The following is a 21,167-nucleotide window of genomic DNA, read 5'->3' on the forward strand; positions in this document are numbered from 1 at the left end:
AAGCCAGGCATGCGGTGTAGATTCTGCTTAAGATGATCAATACTATATATTTTAAATACCACCCGGTAACAGATCGCAAATGAGGTGTACCTCAGAAGGTCTGTTACCGGGTGGCATTTTTATGTTGAATGCTGAGAGACGGGATGGTAAGGTATGTAAAAGGATTTTTACACTGTATCCGGGGCAAGGACAAAGCCTTTTGATGGAAAAGATGTGATATGGGTGTTAGCATTTGATCAGATAGAGAACTCAGAGTGATTGATAAAGGAGGTAAAAGAGGAAGAATATGGAGATTGGTAATAAGATAAAGGAAGCGAGAAACGGAGCCGGGTTAACCCAGGATCAGGCTGCTGAGAAGATTATGGTTTCGAGGCAGACGATATCCAACTGGGAAACTGGAGTTTCCCATAGTTAAAGATACCACACCAAAGATAACGAATCCACGCTTATATGATACTGCATGAAAAAAGGTACTTGATAAAAGCAATGAAGCGCAATATCAAGTACCTTTTTGATTTGTTTTTTACATGGTTATTAAGAAAATTACTCTTATTCCGAGGTCCTCAATCGTTCCACCACAGTTCCCTTGTTAAAGAAGCGGAGAACGATCAGCGGAATAACCGCAGCCAGCAGCAGATAAAGCACACCAATGACCAGAACAGGAACCAATGTGATATTCATAGTGAAGAACCACATAGATGGCGAGTTCAAGACATTTTCCAGCACCGTCACAGCAAGCAGCAGCGCAACCACTCCACCAATGATGTCTGCACCAGCGGCATAGTAGACGCCTTCATAAACCATCAGCCTTTGAAGCTGGCGATTTGTCATACCGATACTCTGCATAGTCGCAAACTCATGGCGGCGGGTGATAATATTGGTGATAATCATATTTGTAAAGTTAATCAGTCCTACTAAAGCCATGATACAGCCAATCAGACTGCCTACAACCAGAACCATACTTGCAACAGAATTTAATTGTTCTTTCAGTAATTTTGTTGAGGTATAGGTAACAGAGGGGTTCTTTTCAACATAACTGCTCAAAAATTCCTCCATTTGCGGCTGTAAGGAATCATCCATATTAAATCCATAACTCAGCAGAGTTGGAGTCGTGTAAATCTGTTTGAACAGAGTGTCCGGCAAATACACAAAGGGCGCATCGCCACCAATATTCCTCATAGCCGTAGTTGTTGACGGCGTTTCGTCCTCAGTTCCAACGGTACAGGCTTTTGCAAGAATTCTGCAGGTTTTGACTAACTCGCCATCCCTGTAAAAAGAAATACTGTCGCCAATCTGTAACTGTTCTGTTAGGGGCGTACTTTTCGGACCACCACTCAGTCGGTCTAACCCTTCTCCAATAATGACATATTCTCCAGTTAGCATTTTTGGTTTCAGTACATTAGGATCTGTTTCTCCAGCATAAATCATCATATCCGCCCAAAAATGTTCGGAAGCGCCAAAAACATTTCCAAAGAAAAGATTTTCTGCATCCGGGGCAGTCTTCATATTATAATTTCCAAAGGCTTTGCGGAGGCTACCGTCCTGATCTTCATAGGTTGAGGTACACTCCAGTCCCTCAAAACCATAATCAACCAGCACGTTACTGTCATCTGCGGTATTGCGATAAAGATACCGTTCTTCTTCCAGACCGTCCTGCTCACGGATCATATCTACCACTTGCTGTGGAAGTGCATCTTCGTGATGTCTAAAGCCTTCCAAAGCATTGGCTGCAATCGAATTATAGACGGTAAAATCTGTTTTCGTTGTGCGGGTAATCCACTTTTCTTCATCAATGCTCTGTGTCACAATAATCATAGTGTTGAACAGAACGATACACAAAAGCATAGAAACAACGATGAATACACAGCGGCGTCTATTGCGTCCCAAGTTGGAAAATGCCATATGGGAGAGTTTTGCACCTCTGGTTCGTGTAACGGTTTTCTTTTTATAATCATCCTGCTCCGTATAGCGGATCGCCTCCATGGGAGATACTTTTGCGGCCTTTTTGGCTGGTTTGCGGGTACTGATAAATACCGTCAGAATCGTAAACAAGGCAGCTATAATAAATAACACGGGGGAGGTCGATGTCTGCAAACTTGTCGCAGAATACTCATAGCTAAAAAGTTCCATTACTACCGGAAGCAACGCCCGGCCTGCAAAGAACCCGGCAATTAAACCAATAGGCAGCCCAATCAGGGTCAGCCATACCGCCTGCCGATTGACGATGTTTTTAATTTGCCGCGTAGAAGCACCAATCATCCGCAGTAAGCCATATTGCCGAACATCCTGCATAACGGAAATATCAAAAATATTATAAATCAGCAAATAGCCGCACAATACAAACATCAGCACAAATACTACGGCAAATAAGATGGACTCCGGAGAAATCATGGCTTTCCCCATCTGGTTTTCAACAGAGAGGATAAAGTTATCAGCAGACATATCCTTTGGATTGCCGCCAATAGAGTAGACAAAGTTATCCATCTGCTCCTGAATGTTCGTCTTGTCTTTCAGCACAACGTCAGAAAAAGTAACCCCTGAGATTTCTCCATCCACTGCGCGGGTATTTTTCACTACATCTGGATTATCTTTTACAAACTGCTCTGAGAGAACCGCCACGCTGACCATATCGTTGCTTGCTTCCCACCAACCGGAAAGCACCATATCATAATGGTAGGTTTTTCCACGAATTTCAAATTCCAGAGGAACTTCTGCTCCAATCTCCGGTTCCACACCAAGGGCTTTCAAAGCCAGTTCGGTAGTAGCAATTTCATTTGCCTTTTCCGGTGCTGAACCATGCGTTGGCACACAGAATGTAAGTTCCTGCTGTATGCTATCAGCATAGTTTAATTCAACAGAATGACCCAGGGCATTGCTTGCATATCCAATCATCCGCCGATGACCTGCCTGCTCCACAAAATCACTGTTTTTCAGTTGCTCAAACTGTTCCTCGGTCATGTACCCAAAGGTTCCATCTGCCTTACTGCCTTTCTGCATCTGCATAGAGAGCTGCATGGAGGATACCATGTTAAATACCAGTGAAGTGATGGATGTAAACAAAAATGCTGTCAGAACGATCGCAAGAATCGCCGCCAGATTACGAACCTTATTTTTTTTGAAATATTGTTTAGACAGCCGCTTGATGGTTTTTGTGTTATTATTGCCAAATAGAATGTCATTCATAGTCCCGCCCCCTTTACTGCACGATCTTGCCATCCTCAATCCGAATGATACGGTCGGCAAGCTGGGCAATCTCATTATTATGAGTAATCATCACGATGGTTTGGTGGAATTTCTGACTTGTGGTTTTCAAAAGCCCCAGCACATCGGCGCTGGTCTTGCTGTCCAGGTTGCCGGTGGGTTCATCAGCCAAAACAATAGAGGGCTTTGACACCAAGGCGCGGGCAATGGCTACGCGCTGCTGCTGACCGCCGGAGAGGTTATTGGGCATATTGTTCAGCTTATCCTCCAGCCCCAGCATCTGAACAACTTCGTTCATAAACGTCTTGTCCACCTTGTTTCCGTCCAGCTCCACAGGCAGCACGATATTTTCATAGACATTCAGCACCGGAACCAGATTGTAGTTCTGGAAGATGAAGCCAATCTTTCTCCTACGGAAGATGGTAAGCTGCTCATCTTTCAATGTTGAGAGTTCACGTCCATCCACAATAACCTTGCCAGAGGTCGGCACATCCAATCCACCAATCATATTCAGCAGTGTAGATTTACCGCTGCCGGAGGTTCCTACGATGGCAACAAATTCGCCCTTTTCAATGGAGAGGGTCACACCATCCAAGGCTCTGGTAATGTTCGGTTTTGCGCCATAATATTTTTTTAGTTCAGTCGTTTGCAAAATGCTCATAAAGAACACCATCCTTTCTTTTTGATAAATCCATTATAACGACCAAACCTCACAGAAATGTCACAGCCGACATAATAAATCGCCCTGAAATGTCACAATCCTGTGATATTTCAAAAAACAGGTTATTCATGTGGAAGAAAAACGGAGAATGTTGAGCCTGTTCCTACTTGGGAAGTGACTTGTATATAACCGTTCTGCAAGCTAATAATTTCCCTTGCGAGATACAGCCCAATGCCGATTCCCTCTATATCGTGGACATCTTCTTCCCGATAAAAGCGCCTAAAAATTGCTCCCTGCTGGTTTTCGGGAATACCTTTGCCGGTATCGGTAATGCTGACTTTCAGGTGCATTTCCCAGCTTTCAACGCAAACACGGATAGAACCGTACTCCGGCGTGTACTTAACTGCATTATCCAATATGTTAAATAAGGCTTCTGCTGTCCATTTGCGGTCATGGGAAACAACCAATGTTTCCGGGCAGTTTACTTCAACTTGTATGTGCTTTCTTTCAGCGTTCATAAAAATACTGCCCAGCGCCATAGCAAGAGTATCATAGATGGGCTGCTGTTTCTTTTCAAGTGAGATAACGCCAGTTTCAAGTCGGGAAGTTTTTATCATAGCCTGCATTAAGAAATCCAGTTTATCAAGCTGTGTGCCACTGGCAAGTAGAAATTCCCGCTGTTTATCCTGTGGCACTTCTTGTTCTAATAAGGTGGCATTTATCATTTTTAAGTTTGATATTGGTGTCTTTACCTGATGAGAAATATCGGAAATCAATTCCTGTAAGTCAGCTCGTTCACTGGCAACGCTGTTTTTGCTTTCCTGCATAACCTCATAAAGGCGCACCAGCCGATGATTGATTTTATAAAATAGGTTTTCTTCTTCGGCAACCTGTGATATATCTATTTTTCCATTCATCATTTCGTCTAAGGTGCAGCAAAGTATTTCAGAAAACAAAGTCAGCTTTCGCCGTATCAGTATCACAAAAGCAGTAACACAAAGTAGAAAAAGCAGACAAAACGCCATGCTGCAAAATACCACAGACATTTCTTTTGTCAGGATATATAGAACTGAAAACATGACCACGGATAAAAGTAAAATGGTAGTTGCCAGTATTATGCAGACTTTATTTAAGGAGAGTTTTTTGGAAATCATTTTTGCGCTCCTCCAATCCACATATAGCCCATACCATAAACGGTTTTGATGTAGGAATGCTGGTTCGTTTCAATTTTACTGCGGATGCGGCTGATCGTTGTGGTAAGTGCGTGTTCATCCACATAATTTTCATCTACATCCCACAGCTTTTCAAGCAATACCTGACGTGTTAGGACAGTTTGTGAGTTTCTTGTTAGCACTTTTAATAAACGATATTCCAACGATGTAAGGGTAATCGGCTGTCCTGCGAGACACGCTGATAATTCGGAAAAATGGATATACAAATTCCCGTCATCGTAGAAATCGCCGCCGGATTGTACTGAAATGCGGTTCAGTAAAGCAGATACTTTCTTTTGGAACACGCTGATAGGAAAGGGCTTTGTTACATAATCATCTGCACCCAATTCAAATCCTTTCAGCATATCGCTTTCCATATCATTTGCGGTTAGAAAAATCACGGCGATATCGGGACGGCGTTCTTTTACCTCGCGGCATATATCAAATCCGTTCCCATCCGGCAGATTGACATCCAAAACGATTAAATCATAATCCTGTTTTTCAAGAAATCTTATGGCAACAGCCTTTGACATAGCCCCATCCACGGAATATCCGACAGCCGACAGATTATAGCTTAATGTCTTATTCAAAAGCTGGTCATCTTCAACAACCAGTATTCGCATAGTATCACATCCTTTTTCTTTTTATAGTATCAGCAAAATGTCACAGAAACCTCACAACGAGAAAAAATTTAGTATTCAGTCAGCTTCACAATTACATTACTCTGCTGATACAGCCAGTCCGTAAATTCTTTCGGGCTGGCTGTTCCTGTTTTTACAGCCTTTTTTCTCTGTAAGGCTTCTTTCTTAAAGTCAGAAAAGGCAGCCTGTATTTTTTCCAGACGGTCAGCCGGAAAGCCTGCGGTATTTTTTACCCGGTTTATTTTGTTGCGCCAGTTTTGGCATTCATTTTTATAAAGCAGGTCATAGGCATTTTCTCTTGCCCTCTCGTCAAATTCCCGCTTGTTTTGAAGCGCCTGTGCTTTTCGGCACTTATCGCTGCACAGCTCATACCGCTGGCTCTTTGCCAGAAAATATTTTCCACAGACCTTGCACCGCCGGAAGCAAAGCCCCCAGTCATTCAGCCTGTTCAGATAATAGGTAATCAACGGGTAGAGGGACGCATAGGCAGACACACATTCTTCTGTGCGCCGGTTGTCCGGGAACCAGAGGTCAAGCCGGGTATCTTCTGACGGTGCGCCTTTGAAATAAAGGCTGCCAGCTTGAAAATGTTTCGGTTTTCCTGTCTCCCTGTCAAAGCTCATGGCTTCGTTATGGAATACCCCGGTCAGGCTGCTCATTTTATCCATGAAGCGGTCACAGGCAGCGTTACGGTCACGGGGTTCTCTGGCAAGCAGATAGCTGTTCCAGATACGGAACGCCACATACATTTCCAGAGGGTCATTGCTAAGATATTTTCCCCAGAGAAATTCGCTTGCCGCCTGCTCCAGCTCCGGCTGTTTCCATCGGTTGGAGTGGAGGGCTTGCCGCAACGGAGAAAGCCCGCATAAGTTCCAGTCTCTGTCCGTGTCACGCTCAAAGTTTATCAAAAAAGTTCCCAGCGGGCGTGTCATATCACAAAGCACCTCTGCGTTTTGGCTCCCGTTCAGCCGGAAGCGGATCTGCTGTTCTTCCCCAATCAAAATCCGTTCTTTCATTTTCTTCCTGTCCAGCGTCAGGACAAACAAAATTCTCTCAAAACATGGCTCATGCCGTATAAACTGATTCTCCATCCCTATCCCCTGCCTTTGTTTATGGTAATTATATAATTTAGTTATATTAATTACACTCATGGTATCGCAGAAGCATTGTTTTGTCAAGAATAGTCCGCTATGATGATTACAGTTGGTAATTTCGTACCACACAGTACCTTGACAAGTGAATGACCGTCCAAAAGGGATATGACCGGCAGGAGAAGTGACGCATCCAGCGCACTAATGCAGGGAAACACCGCAGGAATGGGGCAGGAAAACGGCTTTGGGGGGAGAACGGCAACAGGAAGCATTTTAACCTATTTGATTTATGGGAGGAACAGAATGAACGATAAAAAGAGATTGAACAGCTACGAGGATTTACCGCTGGTTCTGGATGTGGCGGACATTCAGCGGATTATGGGAATTTCAAGAGCGAGCGCCTATGAGCTGGTACACACACCCAGCTTTCCGGCGTTCCGCAGGGGCAGGCTTATCAAGGTCAGCAAAATTGCTTTCTTTGAATGGATGGCAAAAGGCTCCGAAACCGTACTGAGAAGCGACAAATAAGCGACAAATAAGCGTGAGGTATTATCCCCTGACTGCAATACTGCCGCACTTTCCAAAGGGGCATACAGAGGGAAAAAACCTTAAAAATGATACCGAAACGCTACACCAAAACAGCCTATCTGCGTACATCAGATAGAAACGGAGAAAGGAGCCGGTTATGGCAAGAATGAGCAACAAGCGGCGGTTGGAATGGTCTTTCTTCTTAAATGACCGCAGCCGTATCACTTACAACGAACTGTGCCGGAAATGCCAGCACGAATGTAAACAGAGCTTCCGGGCGGTTGTGGTTGACTGCCTGAAGTATCTTTCCAAGCGTTCCAAGAAAAAGGACAAGACTGCCGGAAACGGCAAAATCCCTTAGGAACTAAGGGCGCACTTCTATACATAGTCTAAAGACCATGTATCGTGCGTCCTGCGGAGCTTACCTCTGCCGCTGATAAAATCAGCAGTCCGAGGTCTGCGTTCGCTTCGCTCCGACAAGGTGGCTACACCCCCTTGCGCCGCTAAAGCGGCTATCCCCTGTGTACCCGCCGCAAAGAGAAATCCGCTCTGCGGTTTTCCCTTTTCATCGGGTTTTATAGAAGCACTGACACACAGACTGTCTGCGGATGGTCTTTAGCCTATGGGGAAAACAAGCAGAATAAGAACCCATACGGGTACTACCATTGCAGCAAGAACGGACAGGGATTACGCCAGTGTTCCATGCACTATATCCGCTATGATGTACTGTATGCCTATGTGCTTGCAAGACTGCAATACTGGTCTATGCTGGCACAGAAAGACGAGGACAAGCTGCTGAAACGCCTGCTCAATGCCAGCGACAGGGAAAGAAACTCTGCGAAGAAAAAGCAGGCTGCGGAGCTGAAAAAGGCAGAGAAGCGTAAAGCCGAGGTTGACGGGCTGTTTGCTAAAATGTATGAGGACTGGTCTGCCGGACGCATAACCGAGTATAACTTCAATATGCTGTCCGAGAAGTACCAGAACGAGCAAAAGGAGCTTGAAACAAAAATAAGACAGCTTCACGAAACGATGGAAGCCGCCGTACAGACCGCAGCGGATGCTGAAAAGTGGATTGCCCTAATGAAACAGTATGTCAACCCTGTGGAGCTGACCGCAGAACTTCTGAACACTCTAATTGAAAAAATAACCGTCCACGAAGCTGTCAAGGGCGAGGACGGAAACCGTGAGCAGGAAGTAGAAATCTACTACCGCTTCATCGGCAAAATTGACTGACCTTTCTTTTTTACCCAATAATATCTTTAATTAAGGGAAACGGGAAAGACCATACCAGATATTGCCAGCGTGATCAAAATGAGTGATCTCTATCATATCAGTCTGGATGAACTGTTGAAAGGAGATCAGGATATGATGAAAAAGATAGAGAAGGACACAAATATCGTAAGGTCCAACAGCAGGCTTATCGCTGTGGGCATAGTGGCTATCATAGTGGCTGTCGTTGTCACATTTGCAAGTATCATGACGGGAAATGCGGTGTTGGATTTTCTTGCGGCGGCGCTTCCGTGGGTATTCATGGGGATTGCCCTTGCGTGTTTTCTTGCAACGAGAAAGACTGATGAGAACACGCCGAAGCTCAGGGTGGCAGGATTTATACCTATCATGATAGGCGTGATGTTTATGATAGGTGGAATATATCTGATGAACGCATGTATGTGGAGAGGGATTGGAATTGGAGCGCTGGTTGTAGGCATTGTATTGAATGGAGTGGGGCTGGTAATTTTATTTTACAGAAAAAAATAGAGATGGAAAGCGTTGTTTGCTGTCCTTGAAATATTTGTGATAGTAGTATAATATGTAACTGTTTGGCAACGGATATATTGTATCTGATGCCAGACAGTTATTTTTGTGCGGACAAGGTATCAGAGAATATGATCACACAAGAAGCAAAGCGGCTGTATAAATTTGAAAACACGTTTTGTGTTTCTCAGAACATGATAGATTAGAAGATGCGAGGAATTACGATATGATGAAATTAACAGATTTTTACTATGATCTGCCACAGGAGCTTATAGCGCAGGATCCACTTCTTAAGAGAAGTGAGTCCCGTCTCATGGTTCTGGACAGGAAGGACAATACGATAGAGCACAAGCACTTTTATGATGTGATAGACTACCTGAATCCGGGAGACTGTCTGGTCATCAACGATACAAGGGTTCTTCCGGCGAGACTTATGGGCGTCAAGGAGGATACGGGAGCATCCATAGAGGTTCTCCTTCTGAAGAGAAAGGACGACTGTACATGGGAGACTCTGGTAAAACCGGGCAAAAAGTGCAAGGTAGGTGCTCGTATAGTATTTGGCTCGGAGTCAAATGAACCTGACCCTGAGACAGGACTTATAAAGGGCAAACTTGTGGGTGAGGTCGTCGATATAGTTGAGGAGGGCAACAGACTCATCAGATTTGAGTTCGACGGAATATTCGAGGAGATCCTTGACGAGCTGGGACAGATGCCGCTCCCTCCATATATCACACATAAGCTTGAGGACAAGAACAGATATCAGACAGTTTATGCAGAGCATGACGGATCAGCAGCAGCGCCGACAGCAGGACTTCACTTTACAACAGAGCTTCTTGAGCAGATCAAGGCAAAGGGAATAAAGATCGCACATGTAACACTTCACGTCGGACTTGGAACGTTCAGACCAGTGAAGGAAGAGAACATACTAGATCACCACATGCATTCTGAGTTCTGTATCATAGAGCAGGATGCTGCTGATATGATCAACGAGACAAAGGCTGCAGGCGGAAGAGTTGTGTCCGTAGGAACGACAAGTACCAGAACTCTTGAGTCCATGTCGGACGACGATGGAACAGTTCATGCAGGCAGCAAATGGACGGATATTTTCATTTATCCGGGATACAAGTTCAAGGTTATTGACGCGCTCATCACGAATTTCCATCTGCCAGAGTCAACACTTCTTATGCTTGTTTCTGCGCTGTACGACAGAGAGCATATACTTGAGGCGTACAAGGTGGCGGTTGAGGAGAAGTACAGATTCTTCTCATTTGGCGATGCTATGCTGATAAAATAGCAGAAGAATCAGGACGATTAGAATAAAGGCATGATGTAATAGGGGTGCTGATAATTTATGTACTCTGGATGGGACTTATATCCGGAGAGGAGACAGATATATGGGAAAGAAGATATGCGTGGTATTCCCGGGAATCGGATATCACACTGATAAACCGTTACTTTACTACAGTAAAAAATATATGATAGCACATGGATATGATATTGTTGATGTGACATACGGCAAGCTTTCGGGACATCTCCCGGAGGAGATACAGAAGGTATTTGATGATGGCTGGAATAAAGCGGTAGATTGTCTGAAGAATGTGGATTTCTCGGATGCTGAGGATATAGTATTTCTATCAAAGAGTATAGGTACGGCTATATCTGCAAGATATGTGGCGGAGAAAGGACTTAAAGTAAGAAATATATATTTCACACCACTTGAGATTACCATGCAATATGCCAATTCAAATGGCATAGCTTTTCACGGAACGGCGGATCCACTAGTGAATACGGGTGAGCTGACAAGACTTTGTGAGGCTAAGAACATCCCTCTGTATAAATACGAGGGCGGAAATCATTCAATAGAGACAAAGGATATTCTATGGAACATAAGAACGCAGGAAGACATAGCGGAAAAATATATAGATTATTTGAACTTCTAGGACATACAGAGGGGCAGTTATATATTGCGGAGATAGCAGTGCTCATAACACTGCTTATTGGCACGGCGGTATATATACTGCTCCTTCGTGTCCTGCCGGATACCTCATGGCTTGAGGGGTGCCAGATACGCCGGTTTACAGGAGTGATATGTCCTGCATGCGGTACGACAAGGGCTGTACTCGCCATGCTCCACGGACATCTGCTGACGGCTTTGTATTACCATGTGGCGACTGTGTATCTGGCGTGCATCTGTATCATTTATCTGGTAGGCAATACGATCAGGCTTGCCACGAATGGCAGGGCACCGCTTGTGAGATTCCGGCTGTGGTATGTGTATGTGTGGCTTGGGATATTTGTGGTGTCTTACGTGGTGAAGCTGGTGGTGCCGGGGTATGTCATATAATGAGCGCAAGTTGAGTAGGCGTGCGCATGTCATAGCGCTTATGCACGTCGACATATGATATAAGGAGTGGTTTCATGAGACTTATGATAAAACAACGGGTATTTGCCTGGACAGATACCTACGATATATATGATGAATGGGGAAACAAAAAATATTTTGTGAAGTCGGAGGCGTTCCGGCTGACGCATCAGGTTCACGTATATGACATTGCGGGAAATGAGATAGGTCTTATCAGTCAGAGATTATTCACATTCCTGCCTACATTTGACATCAGTGTGGGTGGCAGACCGTGTGGAAGTATCAGGAAGGAATTTACATTCTTCAAGCCATCGTACAGTATTGAGTATGGTGGATGGCAGTGTGATGGAGATTTCCTTTCGTGGAATTATAGTGTCACAGCTGGAAGCAGGCTGGTGGCAAATATAGCAAAGCAGTTTCTCTCATGGGGAGATACATACACACTTGATATCTCAGATCCGGGTGATGAGATCATGGCACTTATGCTGGTGATAGCTATTGATGCGGTCAATTGTTCGCAGAATATTAATTAATTTTTTTAGAATTCTATATAAATTTGCTGACTATACTATCTATGAAAATACATCACGGGCGGGATAATATGCATAGAGGTAACATTATTAAAAAAGAAAAGGATGATGATATGAGCGATTATGTTAAGTCTATTCAGACAACACCTACTCTTTCTGGTAAGGATGCATTAGATATTGTTAAACAGGTATTAAGAACTCCTTCACCAGAATCTATTGATAAGAAGAAAAAGATGCTTGAGGCAAGAAAGCGGATTGAAAATAAATGAGTTATTTGACAACAGAAGAATTTGAATGTATTTTGGATACTGTGACGATATTTCCAGTTACCTCAGTAGAATTAGGAGATATTTCACAGTATTCTTTTGATTGTGGAGATGCAGAAGAGTATGTCACATTTTGATTAATAATATTGTTTAGAAAGCGTTTAGAAAGTATCCTCTTGATGTTTAGTCGGATGTATGATAGCAGTGCTCTGGATCATCCTTGGAATCTGTAATTGAATATGTTTGCAAAAAGGCTTTTCGGTTTATTCGTAACCGGAAAGCCTTTTTTTGTCCAAAATCGGCACTATAATGTCGTTTCGTGCATTCAGCATTGAAGAGGTAATATAACAAAGTGTATAATAATAATGGGGTGAGCATATGGACCAAAGAAGTAAGCTTAATATAGCGGTATGCGATGATGATATATTTGTAACTGAACAGCTGAGTGAATGGATAAAGGAATATTTTGTTTCCAATCATTTGGAAGAACCTAATATATATGAGTTTGACAATGGCGAGAATCTGATAAAAAGCGAAGTGAAATATGATTTTGTATTCTTGGATATAGTAATTCCGGGAATGAATGGGATAAATATAGGCAGACGGCTATTGGCGCAGAATGAGGAGTGTCTGATATATATAATAACGGCATACGACAGCTATCTTGATGCTGCTATGAGCTTGAGGGTGTTCAGGTATATTTCAAAGCCGCTTGACAAATCTCGTATATACCGAAATATACAGGATGGACTTAAGATATACACAACATCAAATACTAAGATATTGATTGAGACAAAGAATGAAAATATAATCCTCAGAGCTCCGGAGATTATTTACCTGGAGGCACAGGGACATACGCTATTTGTGAACACCAGTGAGGGAAAATACATCTCTGTGAGAAAGATGGATTACTGGGAGAAGACATTGAATACAAGGGGGTTTTTTAGAACACACAGAAGTTTTATTGTGAATATGGAACATGTAGTAAGGTTTGATCATTCATTGGTGTATCTGGATACTGGGGTAACAGCCTATATAACGAAACGCAATTATCAAAATTTTAAGCATGCATTTATGATGTATTTGGAGGGGGCAAGGACATGACAATGGCTATGATTTATGGAATCGTTTTTCTGATAGAAGCGTTGATAGCATTTCAATACTTCGAGTGGATGTTTGTAAAACCAAGATATACGGTGATAAAGAGATTTGTTTTGGTGTTGGCGTGTTATGTTGTTTTATTTGGTTTGTTTGAACTAAATATATTGATATTTAATTTTATTTCATTTCCAGTATTCAACTGGATAATAATAAAATTCGTATATGGACAAAAAACTTTAAGCTCAGTTTTTCACAGTGTGGCAATGTCAGTAATTATGACATTGTCAGAGATGGTGGTTGTGGCGGTATTTTCTGGAATTAGTCAAAAATCCTGGGATCCATCTGGTGGTGTTTTGACTGTATTATTTCTAGCAATATTAAGCAAGTTTGTGTATTTCCTTGTGATGTTTGCAATCAGCCGATACGGGATGAGACACAGGGTTGATGTACATATGGGAGCACAGGGCTGGGTAATTCTTGTCATACCAGTGTGTGTGATAGTTGTTGTGTGTCTGCTCAATTACATGTGTTACTTTTCTGACATCAGCAAAATGCAGGAATCCATAATGTTGTATTGTTCAATAATCTGTCTGGTGATAATTATTATTTCATTTGTGATCTACGGATATTTGCAGAGAGTCTACAAGGAGAATCTGGATAAAACATTGCAGATCCAGAGAGAAAAATATGACATTGAGTATTATAAAAAAATTATCAGTCAGGACGAAGAGCAGAAAATAATGATACATGACATAAAAAAGCATATCAGCGGGATACATGATCTGCTCGAACATCATGATTACGATAAGGCAGTCGAATATATTGAAAGGATATATGAATCCAACGAGTTGAAAGAGACTATAAGGTTTTCGGATGATCATATGGTAAATGTTATTCTTAATAGATATGCCAGCAGGTTCATTGATGCGGGGATTCATTATGATTTTGATGTGAGAAGGGCACGTATGGATTACATGCAGGTAGATGACTTAACTGTCCTTCTGTGTAATATGCTGGACAATGCCAGTGAGGCAATGAGTGAAATAGGCAGTGCCAGTGTGGAACTTAGAATGAATTCACAGGGGAACGATGGTGGAACGATCATAGCAATGACAAATGATTGTACGCACAGATATGATTCACGAAAGTCCGGTAAGCCGGATCAAAAATTCCATGGATTTGGAATAAAGAGTATGAAAAGGGTAGCGGAAAAGTATGGTGGAAGTGTTGATACATATTATTCAGAGGATGATCAAAGATTCCATACGGTCATATATCTGTCAAATGTTACCCGGTAAAGATGTTAGGTATTTCTGTAAAATAAAACGGAGGTGTACGATGGACAAGAAAAAAATAATATGTGCAGCACTTATTTCTGTTATGGCATTAAGTCTTGCTGCGTGTGGAAATAAAAAAGTTGATTATGGAATGAATGGGGGAAGTGATGATACAGGTAATGCAGGAGGTCTTGAGGGACAGCTGGATATACCCGATAACTGCGATGTTACTTTTGACATAGGAGAATCAAAACTCTCATCGATAACATTGAAGGATGATGATATAGAGGTTCCAGATGCTGATAGAGTATATAAAGTCGGGTTTGACATGGTAAATGCACCATGTTCAGATGATGAACTTAAAACTATAATATCCAGACTTTTTGACGAGACATCAGAAATAAGGTGGCAGGATGGCGACGCTGCTGATTCAAAGGAGATACTGGACAACGCGATAGCAATGTATAAGTCAGAAATAGAGAAAGCCTTGGCGAATGGTGATCCTGGTTATGCCGAACTTTTGGAGGTGGAACTGGTAAAATACGAAGAAGAAAGGAAGAATATGTCTGACGAGCTGCCATTAGCTACAGAATATAAGCTTAACGAGCATTATGTTGCGGAAAAAGATGGGATACAGAGAATATTTATGGCTGCGTCGGATGCTGAAGATGGAGATGGATACAACAACAGCTATTTTACGTATGGTATGACACCTGAGGGTGAGGATAAGGCTCTTGTATCAGAGGTTCCAGGAACTGAAAGTACGTATGAGATTAATGTTGTCGGTGAAGACACATATGATGGGGACGAGAAGAATCCGATCACAGAAGATGAGGGACTCAGTTCTGCAATGAAGTTACTAGACAATCTGGGGATAAGCGGTTTTGCATGTACAGAGACAGAGGAAGCGGTAAGAGCCTGGACTGGAGGTTCATATGGTGAAGATATCTGTAAAAAGCCGGATGGATACAGATTTCAGTTTGGACGGAAGATAGATGGCATAGACGTGGTATACTCAACAGATATCGACACCGTGGATAGTATTGATACCGATAACCTTACCTATAAAGGTGGAGTTGACAAGGCGGTAATAAGTGTTGATAAGTTTGGGGTTGTCTCATCGACGGTGTATGTATATGCCGACGATGAGACGTTTGATAAAGAGGAGGTCAAGCTTTTAAGCTGGGATGAGATGATTAAAGCTGCGGGCGAGAGTATAGCCAAATATTATAAGGATCACCCGACAAATTATGGAACGGTGGAATTTAATGATGTGGAACTTGCCTATGTACCATGTGCTGATGAGTCGGGAAATAAGTATTTTGTTCCGACATGGATATTTTCTCAGAATGAATATAATGAGGATTACCGATGTGACATGCCGATACAGAGGGTATATATAAATGCGATAGATGGAAACTACATAGATATAGTGGATAACATGAAGAAGATAGGAATGTATGAGGAGACAGGCAGGAAATAGTCATGAATAAGATACCAAAGTATGTTGTTATCATAGCCTGCATATTGGCAATGGTGGTGTTGCTACCATTAGGTTATGTTAGATATAAGACGCGTTACGAAGCTGAGCAGATAAGTGTGTCAACGTCTCCAGATGGTGATTATGAGCTTGTGATCTATTCTGTTGGCGACCCGGATTTTCCATTTGGAGCTGCCCATGGAAGACTGGTTCTGAAGGGCAAAGAGAAGACGGTTGCATATAGGTCATTTGAAGTGGCAAATGACGGTGCAAGGTTTTACGACGGCGATCTCGAGACGACATGGTATATTGATCGTGTGGAGGTGGTAGTGTCCGGCTCTGAACAGCGAGACGAGCTTGTGACCATGCGTTTTAATGGGCAGACCAGCAGTAGACGTCTCACGACCAGATATAGAAGAGAAGATACGGATATAGAAAAAGACAGCGAACAAGACTCTGCGATAACGGAAAAAGCTTCGGGTGACAGCAGGGAGAATGCAGAGAGCTCCACTGATTCCTCTGTTGATCCTGATGTAAATGATCAGCCAGAAAATAAGGAAATTACAGTCGGGTATCAGGCGATCTTTGAGAAATATTCAGATGCCACAGCTGGAAAATTCGAAGTATATTACGGCGCCTCGGAGTCATCATCAAGATGTATATTGTCTGAAAGTGACACTACAGTGGAATACATTGTATATGATGGCAAGTCAGAAAATGAGAAGTGCGGTCTGTATGTAAGGTATCGTACTGAAAAAGGCGGTGATGGAACATATGATTATGGCAGCGCCGAAATAGAAGATATCTATGCATATGTATTTTCCAGTGGAGAAGTGATAAGTAGTGGAAAGACAAACTGGGAAGATACTGGAACGGATGAGTTTGAGAGGGCAACGGAGTAAGCTGTTGTGAATAGTCCATGAACTGTGGTAAAATAAATATTGGACAGAGCAGGATATCATTAAATTATTAGGATAAAAAGTAACACAAATAAAGGCGACACAGCTGTCTGGTAGGATGCAAAGCATCACAGACTGTAGTGTCGCCTTTATTTGTGCTAAAAATAATCTATATATCTTTAACGTTCCAGCCCACCCAGATCATCATAGAATCCCGGATATGAGATGTTCACGCACTCGGCTCCGGTGATCTCTGTATCGCCATCAGCGTTAAGTCCTGCGATGGCAAAGCTCATGGCGATTCTGTGGTCCAAGTGACTGTCGATCACTGCACCGTGAAGAGGCTTTCCGCCGCGTATGATCATTCCGTCATCGGTTGCAGTTATGTCTGCACCCATGGATGAGAGGGCGTTTACCATGACATCAATTCTGTTGGATTCCTTGACCTTGAGCTCCTGGGCATCCCTGATGATGGTCTCACCGTCTGCAAAGCATGCGAGAACTGCTATGGCAGGGATCTCATCTATGAGCTTTGGTATGATGGAACCCTCAATGACACAGCCCTTGAGACTTGATGTCCTGACTGTTATGTCAGCGGTTGGCTCACCGCATCCGCTCACTACATTGGAGTATTCCATATCGCCGCCCATTGCCTTGATTACTTCAAGTATTCCGTCTCTGGTCGGGTTGATTCCAACATTCTTGATGGTGATGCATGAGTTCGGAGTGATAAGTCCTGCAACAAGGAAGTAAGCAGCTGATGATATATCTCCAGGTACAAGTATCTTCTGTCCAACAAGCTTATCCACAGGCTTTACGGTAGCCGTAGTTCCCTCTGCTTTTATATTGCCGCCAAATGACCCAAGCATGAGTTCAGTGTGGTTTCTTGACACATATGGCTCGGTGACGCTTGTCTCGCCGTCTGCATAGAGTCCGGCAAGGAGTACACATGACTTTACCTGTGCTGACGCGACAGGTGAGTTGTAGTGTATTCCATGGAGTTCCTTTCCGTTTATAAGGAGCGGTGCACAGTCATTTCCGAGTTCGGATGTGATGTCGGCACCCATCATGGAGAGAGGCGTCATGATTCTCTTCATAGGGCGCTTACATATAGAAGCATCACCTATAAGCCTGCTTGCAAATGGCTGAGCGGCAAGTATACCTGATATAAGTCTGGTGGTTGTTCCGCTGTTGCCGACATCGAGTGTGCCTTCAGGCTTTGACAGTCCATGCAGTCCTTTGCCGTGTACAGTAACGACACTGCCGTCGTAATCAATATCTATACCCATCTGCCTGAAACAGTTCATGGATGATATACAGTCTGCTCCATTTAAAAATCCGTGTACCTCGGTTATTCCATCTGCGATTGAGCCGAACATGATGGAGCGGTGGGAGATGGATTTGTCCCCCGGTATTGTTATCTCTCCGTTAAGTGATTTTACTCTGTTGATCTTCATAAATTCTCAGTATTCCTTTAATCTAGTGTAATATGTCTGGTTAAAATATTTTATTCTCCGGCTCTTAACGGTTATAAATTCTATAGCCTGCGGCCTTCAGCACATCCTGCGCATTCCGTCTTGCATCAGCATCGTAGAATGAGAGTCTGAGAACCCCTTCCTCATCCTCCCGGTTGTGGGAGACTCCGATGTTCTTGAGGCTTATCTTTGCCTCTGCGATAAAAGCTGTCACCTTTGCCAGCGCACCAGCCTCGTCAGGGATATCTACAAACAGTTCATGGTGCATTCTTATGACACCGCTGCTGTTGTTAGGAATGGAATCCCTGTAATCTCTGGCGGATGCAAAAAAAGCATTTATCCCAGCCGCATCGCGCTGTTTAATATGATAAATCATTTTGTCTATAAGCTCAACATATTCCTGAAGCCCGTGTACGATATTGTCAGGATTTGCCAGAAGAATGTGCTCCCATACCACTGGATTGGAGGATGCGATTCTGGTTATATCTTTGAAGCCTCCGGCTGCCAGTGATTTGAAAATATTGTCCGGGCTGTCTGCCGCTGCGACAAGGTTGACCAGTGAGGCGGCTATGACGTGGGGCACATGACTTATGTAAGAGGTTATACGGTCGTGCTCAACAGGTGAGTATGTGATCGGTATCGCTCCAAGATCTCCGATAAATGTGGAGAACTCCTCAGTCTTGCCCGGCAGAACTCCGTCTGCAGGTGTGATGAAGTAATAGGCATTCTTTATGAGCCTGTCGGTGGCCGCCTCGTAGCCAGATCTCTCAGAGCCGACCATAGGGTGTCCGCCGACAAAATACCTGGCAAGCCCAAGCTCCTGGACTGCTTCGTATATGTCGAGCTTTACGCTTCCGACATCAGTCAGTATGGTGCTGTCTGTAAGAAATGGCTTGAGCTGGCGCAGGTATTCTATATTATAGTGGACCGGTGCGCACAGAAAGATATAGTTGCATTCTGCTATGGTATGGATATCATCTGTATATTCAGTCAGTGTCCCATCGGAGACAGCTTCCTTGAGTGTAGATAGATTATTGTCAAAGCCGACTATTCTGTAATCAGGGAAAATGCGGTGGATGGATTTGGCAATAGATCCTCCGATAAGTCCCAGACCGATAAATCCTATTGAAAAATCATTCATTTTACGTTCTCCTTTAACAGTTTGACGCATAAAAGCGTTAAAGTATCTATTGGCGATTATACAGCCTTTTGAATGACAGGGCAAGAGAAGATTCACATTGCGATAAAAAAACTTGAATATCAGATGTGGATATTAAGCTAAAATAAGAAGTAAGGGAATTGTATAAGCTGAAGATTTGTACTAAAATCTTTGTGGAGAACGCAGACGATGCACATAAGAAAGTATACTGATGTGTGCGTTTGTCGACCGACCATTATAAGGAGGATAATTTATTATGATAGATACACTTTGCAGACTACTTGACGCCGGTGTCACACAGTTTCATGTAGTGAAGGAATGTGAAGCCATGCTGCAGGATCACAGTTACATGGAGCTTGATATGGGAGAACGCTGGGAGCTCACGGCCGGAGGAAGATATTATGTGAAGCCATACGCATCTATGATGGTGGCGTTTGCCGCAGGGGAGATGCCTGAGTATGGCAGGCTGAATATCGGCCTTGCACATACAGATTTTCCTATGCTCAAGATCAAGACTCAGCCGGATATGAACAGAAGCGGCTACCAGACACTGAATGTAGAGCCGTACGGCGGACTTATCAAGGAGACATGGTTTGACAGACCGCTTGGAATCGCGGGCAAGGTCATGGCGCAGACCACGGATCCGTTCAGGCCGAAGACGTATCTGTATGATTCAGAGCGTGCCATGTGCATAGTGCCAAGCCTTGCACCGCATCTGAGAAAGGATGCACCCGGGGAGAAAATGAATGTGCAGAAGGAGCTCATACCTGTATATGGTCTGGATGGTCAGAAGGTGAAGGACAAAGATATATTACAGTATGTGGCAGATGACCTTGGGCTTTTGAAGAACGATATTCTTGATTATGATCTATACCTGTATAACATGGATGGAATGGAGATAGTTGGGGCAGATAAGGATATGATAGCTTCTCCGAGACTTGACAATGTAACTTCCGTGTCAGCGCTTGTTGACACCATGTGCAGAGAGACAAATGGCAATAATACAAATGTTATAGCCTTGTTTGACAATGAGGAGATAGGCAGCAGATCAAAGCAGGGAGCAGATTCGGTGCTTCTGTCGGAGATAATAAAGCGTATCATGGCTGGATTGGACATTGAGGCTGGAGCAGGAAGACGCCTTATGAGAGATGCATTCATGCTGTCACTTGATGTGGCGCACGCAACCCATCCGAATTATTCAGAGAAGAGTGATCCGACAAATCAGATTGTCATGGGGCGCGGAGTGGCACTCAAATCAAGTGCAAGTCAGAGATACGTGTCAGACAGTGAGGCATCTGCGGTCATCATGGCTCTTTCAAGAAATCAGGATATAAAGATACAGCGTCAGGTGAACAGGTCGGGTATGGCAGGAGGACAGACTTTAGGTCCTATAGCTTCATCTTATCTGCCAGTCAGAGCTGTAGACATGGGAATACCGATACTGGCTATGCATTCAGCGGTGGAGCTTGGAAGTGCGGAGGATTATGCACAACTTGAGAAGATTTGCGGTGCAGTATTTGAAATGTAGTA

General features: G+C 43.4%; 21 protein-coding genes and 1 pseudogene. 15 read left to right on the forward strand and 7 right to left on the reverse strand.

The window, feature by feature from the left end; genetic code table 11:
* The first annotated feature begins 286 nt into the window (after positions 1 to 286).
* Positions 287 to 415 (forward strand): helix-turn-helix transcriptional regulator, encoded by a 129-nt coding sequence (locus ARA78_RS00625; protein ID WP_004849786.1) that lies wholly within the window; start codon positions 287 to 289, stop codon positions 413 to 415.
* A gap of 134 nt (positions 416 to 549) precedes the next feature.
* Here ARA78_RS00625 and ARA78_RS00630 read toward each other — a convergent pair whose 3' ends face one another.
* From ARA78_RS00630 to ARA78_RS00650, 5 genes are all read right to left on the reverse strand, one after another.
* Positions 550 to 3,183 (reverse strand): ABC transporter permease, encoded by a 2,634-nt coding sequence (locus ARA78_RS00630; protein ID WP_055279823.1) that lies wholly within the window; start codon positions 3,181 to 3,183, stop codon positions 550 to 552.
* 13 nt (positions 3,184 to 3,196) lie between these two features.
* Positions 3,197 to 3,862 carry an ABC transporter ATP-binding protein gene (locus tag ARA78_RS00635; protein WP_028088038.1) on the reverse strand — a complete coding sequence of 222 codons (666 nt, stop codon included), beginning with the start codon at positions 3,860 to 3,862 and terminating at the stop codon, positions 3,197 to 3,199.
* Between the two features lie 122 nt (positions 3,863 to 3,984).
* Positions 3,985 to 5,016 (reverse strand): sensor histidine kinase, encoded by a 1,032-nt coding sequence (locus tag ARA78_RS00640; protein WP_055279824.1) that lies wholly within the window; start codon positions 5,014 to 5,016, stop codon positions 3,985 to 3,987.
* Positions 5,013 to 5,696: a response regulator transcription factor gene (locus ARA78_RS00645; protein ID WP_055279825.1), complete on the reverse strand. Its 684-nt coding sequence runs from the start codon at positions 5,694 to 5,696 to the stop codon at positions 5,013 to 5,015. The genes ARA78_RS00640 and ARA78_RS00645 overlap by 4 nt, the downstream gene beginning before the upstream one ends.
* Positions 5,697 to 5,764: 68 nt before the next feature.
* A complete protein-coding gene (locus ARA78_RS00650) occupies positions 5,765 to 6,805 on the reverse strand; it encodes a DUF6076 domain-containing protein (protein ID WP_055279826.1) in 1,041 nt (346 codons plus the stop codon).
* A 303-nt stretch (positions 6,806 to 7,108) separates the two neighbouring features.
* On the opposite strand from ARA78_RS00650, the gene ARA78_RS00655 reads away from it, so the two are divergent.
* From ARA78_RS00655 to ARA78_RS00710, 13 genes and pseudogenes are all read left to right on the forward strand, one after another.
* A complete protein-coding gene (locus ARA78_RS00655) occupies positions 7,109 to 7,333 on the forward strand; it encodes a helix-turn-helix domain-containing protein (RefSeq protein WP_055273674.1) in 225 nt (74 codons plus the stop codon).
* Positions 7,334 to 7,490: 157 nt separating this feature from the next.
* Entirely contained in the window at positions 7,491 to 7,694 is a 204-nt protein-coding gene (locus ARA78_RS13555) for a hypothetical protein (protein ID WP_082419760.1), read from the forward strand.
* A 242-nt stretch (positions 7,695 to 7,936) separates the two neighbouring features.
* Positions 7,937 to 8,566: pseudogene (locus ARA78_RS00660) on the forward strand (DUF4368 domain-containing protein); the annotation flags it as partial.
* A gap of 132 nt (positions 8,567 to 8,698) precedes the next feature.
* A complete protein-coding gene (locus tag ARA78_RS00665; protein WP_022215821.1) occupies positions 8,699 to 9,091 on the forward strand; it encodes a hypothetical protein in 393 nt (130 codons plus the stop codon).
* A gap of 226 nt (positions 9,092 to 9,317) precedes the next feature.
* Positions 9,318 to 10,382, forward strand: a complete 1,065-nt coding sequence (queA, locus tag ARA78_RS00670; protein WP_055273038.1) for a tRNA preQ1(34) S-adenosylmethionine ribosyltransferase-isomerase QueA — start codon at positions 9,318 to 9,320, stop codon at positions 10,380 to 10,382.
* A 100-nt stretch (positions 10,383 to 10,482) separates the two neighbouring features.
* The gene (locus ARA78_RS00675; protein WP_055279827.1) at positions 10,483 to 11,028 is read left to right on the forward strand and encodes an alpha/beta hydrolase; all 546 of its coding nucleotides are present in this window, start codon (positions 10,483 to 10,485) and stop codon (positions 11,026 to 11,028) included.
* A complete protein-coding gene (locus tag ARA78_RS00680; RefSeq protein ID WP_022215824.1) occupies positions 10,968 to 11,432 on the forward strand; it encodes a DUF2752 domain-containing protein in 465 nt (154 codons plus the stop codon). Before ARA78_RS00675 ends, ARA78_RS00680 begins: the two co-directional genes overlap by 61 nt.
* Before the next feature lie 59 nt (positions 11,433 to 11,491).
* Positions 11,492 to 11,983, forward strand: a complete 492-nt coding sequence (locus ARA78_RS00685) for an LURP-one-related/scramblase family protein (protein WP_278319452.1) — start codon at positions 11,492 to 11,494, stop codon at positions 11,981 to 11,983.
* 68 nt (positions 11,984 to 12,051) lie between these two features.
* Positions 12,052 to 12,249, forward strand: coding sequence for a hypothetical protein (locus ARA78_RS00690; RefSeq protein WP_055279830.1), 198 nt, complete (start codon positions 12,052 to 12,054; stop codon positions 12,247 to 12,249).
* Between the two features lie 375 nt (positions 12,250 to 12,624).
* Positions 12,625 to 13,350, forward strand: a complete 726-nt coding sequence (locus ARA78_RS00695; protein WP_055279831.1) for a LytR/AlgR family response regulator transcription factor — start codon at positions 12,625 to 12,627, stop codon at positions 13,348 to 13,350.
* 425 nt (positions 13,351 to 13,775) lie between these two features.
* Complete coding sequence (locus ARA78_RS00700) at positions 13,776 to 14,645, forward strand: GHKL domain-containing protein (protein ID WP_158564575.1); 870 nt, start codon at positions 13,776 to 13,778, stop codon at positions 14,643 to 14,645.
* 40 nt (positions 14,646 to 14,685) lie between these two features.
* Positions 14,686 to 16,107 carry a hypothetical protein gene (locus ARA78_RS00705; protein ID WP_055279833.1) on the forward strand — a complete coding sequence of 474 codons (1,422 nt, stop codon included), beginning with the start codon at positions 14,686 to 14,688 and terminating at the stop codon, positions 16,105 to 16,107.
* Between the two features lie 2 nt (positions 16,108 to 16,109).
* Positions 16,110 to 17,006 carry a hypothetical protein gene (locus ARA78_RS00710; protein ID WP_055279834.1) on the forward strand — a complete coding sequence of 299 codons (897 nt, stop codon included), beginning with the start codon at positions 16,110 to 16,112 and terminating at the stop codon, positions 17,004 to 17,006.
* Positions 17,007 to 17,182: 176 nt separating this feature from the next.
* Here the strand turns inward: ARA78_RS00710 and aroA are convergent, their stop codons facing one another.
* On the reverse strand, positions 17,183 to 18,460 hold the full coding sequence (gene aroA / locus ARA78_RS00715) for a 3-phosphoshikimate 1-carboxyvinyltransferase (RefSeq protein ID WP_055279835.1): 1,278 nt from the start codon (positions 18,458 to 18,460) through the stop codon (positions 17,183 to 17,185).
* Between the two features lie 64 nt (positions 18,461 to 18,524).
* Entirely contained in the window at positions 18,525 to 19,619 is a 1,095-nt protein-coding gene (locus ARA78_RS00720; protein WP_055279836.1) for a prephenate dehydrogenase, read from the reverse strand.
* A gap of 274 nt (positions 19,620 to 19,893) precedes the next feature.
* On the opposite strand from ARA78_RS00720, the gene ARA78_RS00725 reads away from it, so the two are divergent.
* A complete protein-coding gene (locus ARA78_RS00725) occupies positions 19,894 to 21,165 on the forward strand; it encodes a M18 family aminopeptidase (RefSeq protein ID WP_055279837.1) in 1,272 nt (423 codons plus the stop codon).
* Positions 21,166 to 21,167: the final 2 nt, after the last annotated feature.

Origin of the sequence: Coprococcus eutactus (assembly GCF_001404675.1) — a bacterium.
Lineage (GTDB): Bacteria > Bacillota > Clostridia > Lachnospirales > Lachnospiraceae > Coprococcus > Coprococcus aceti.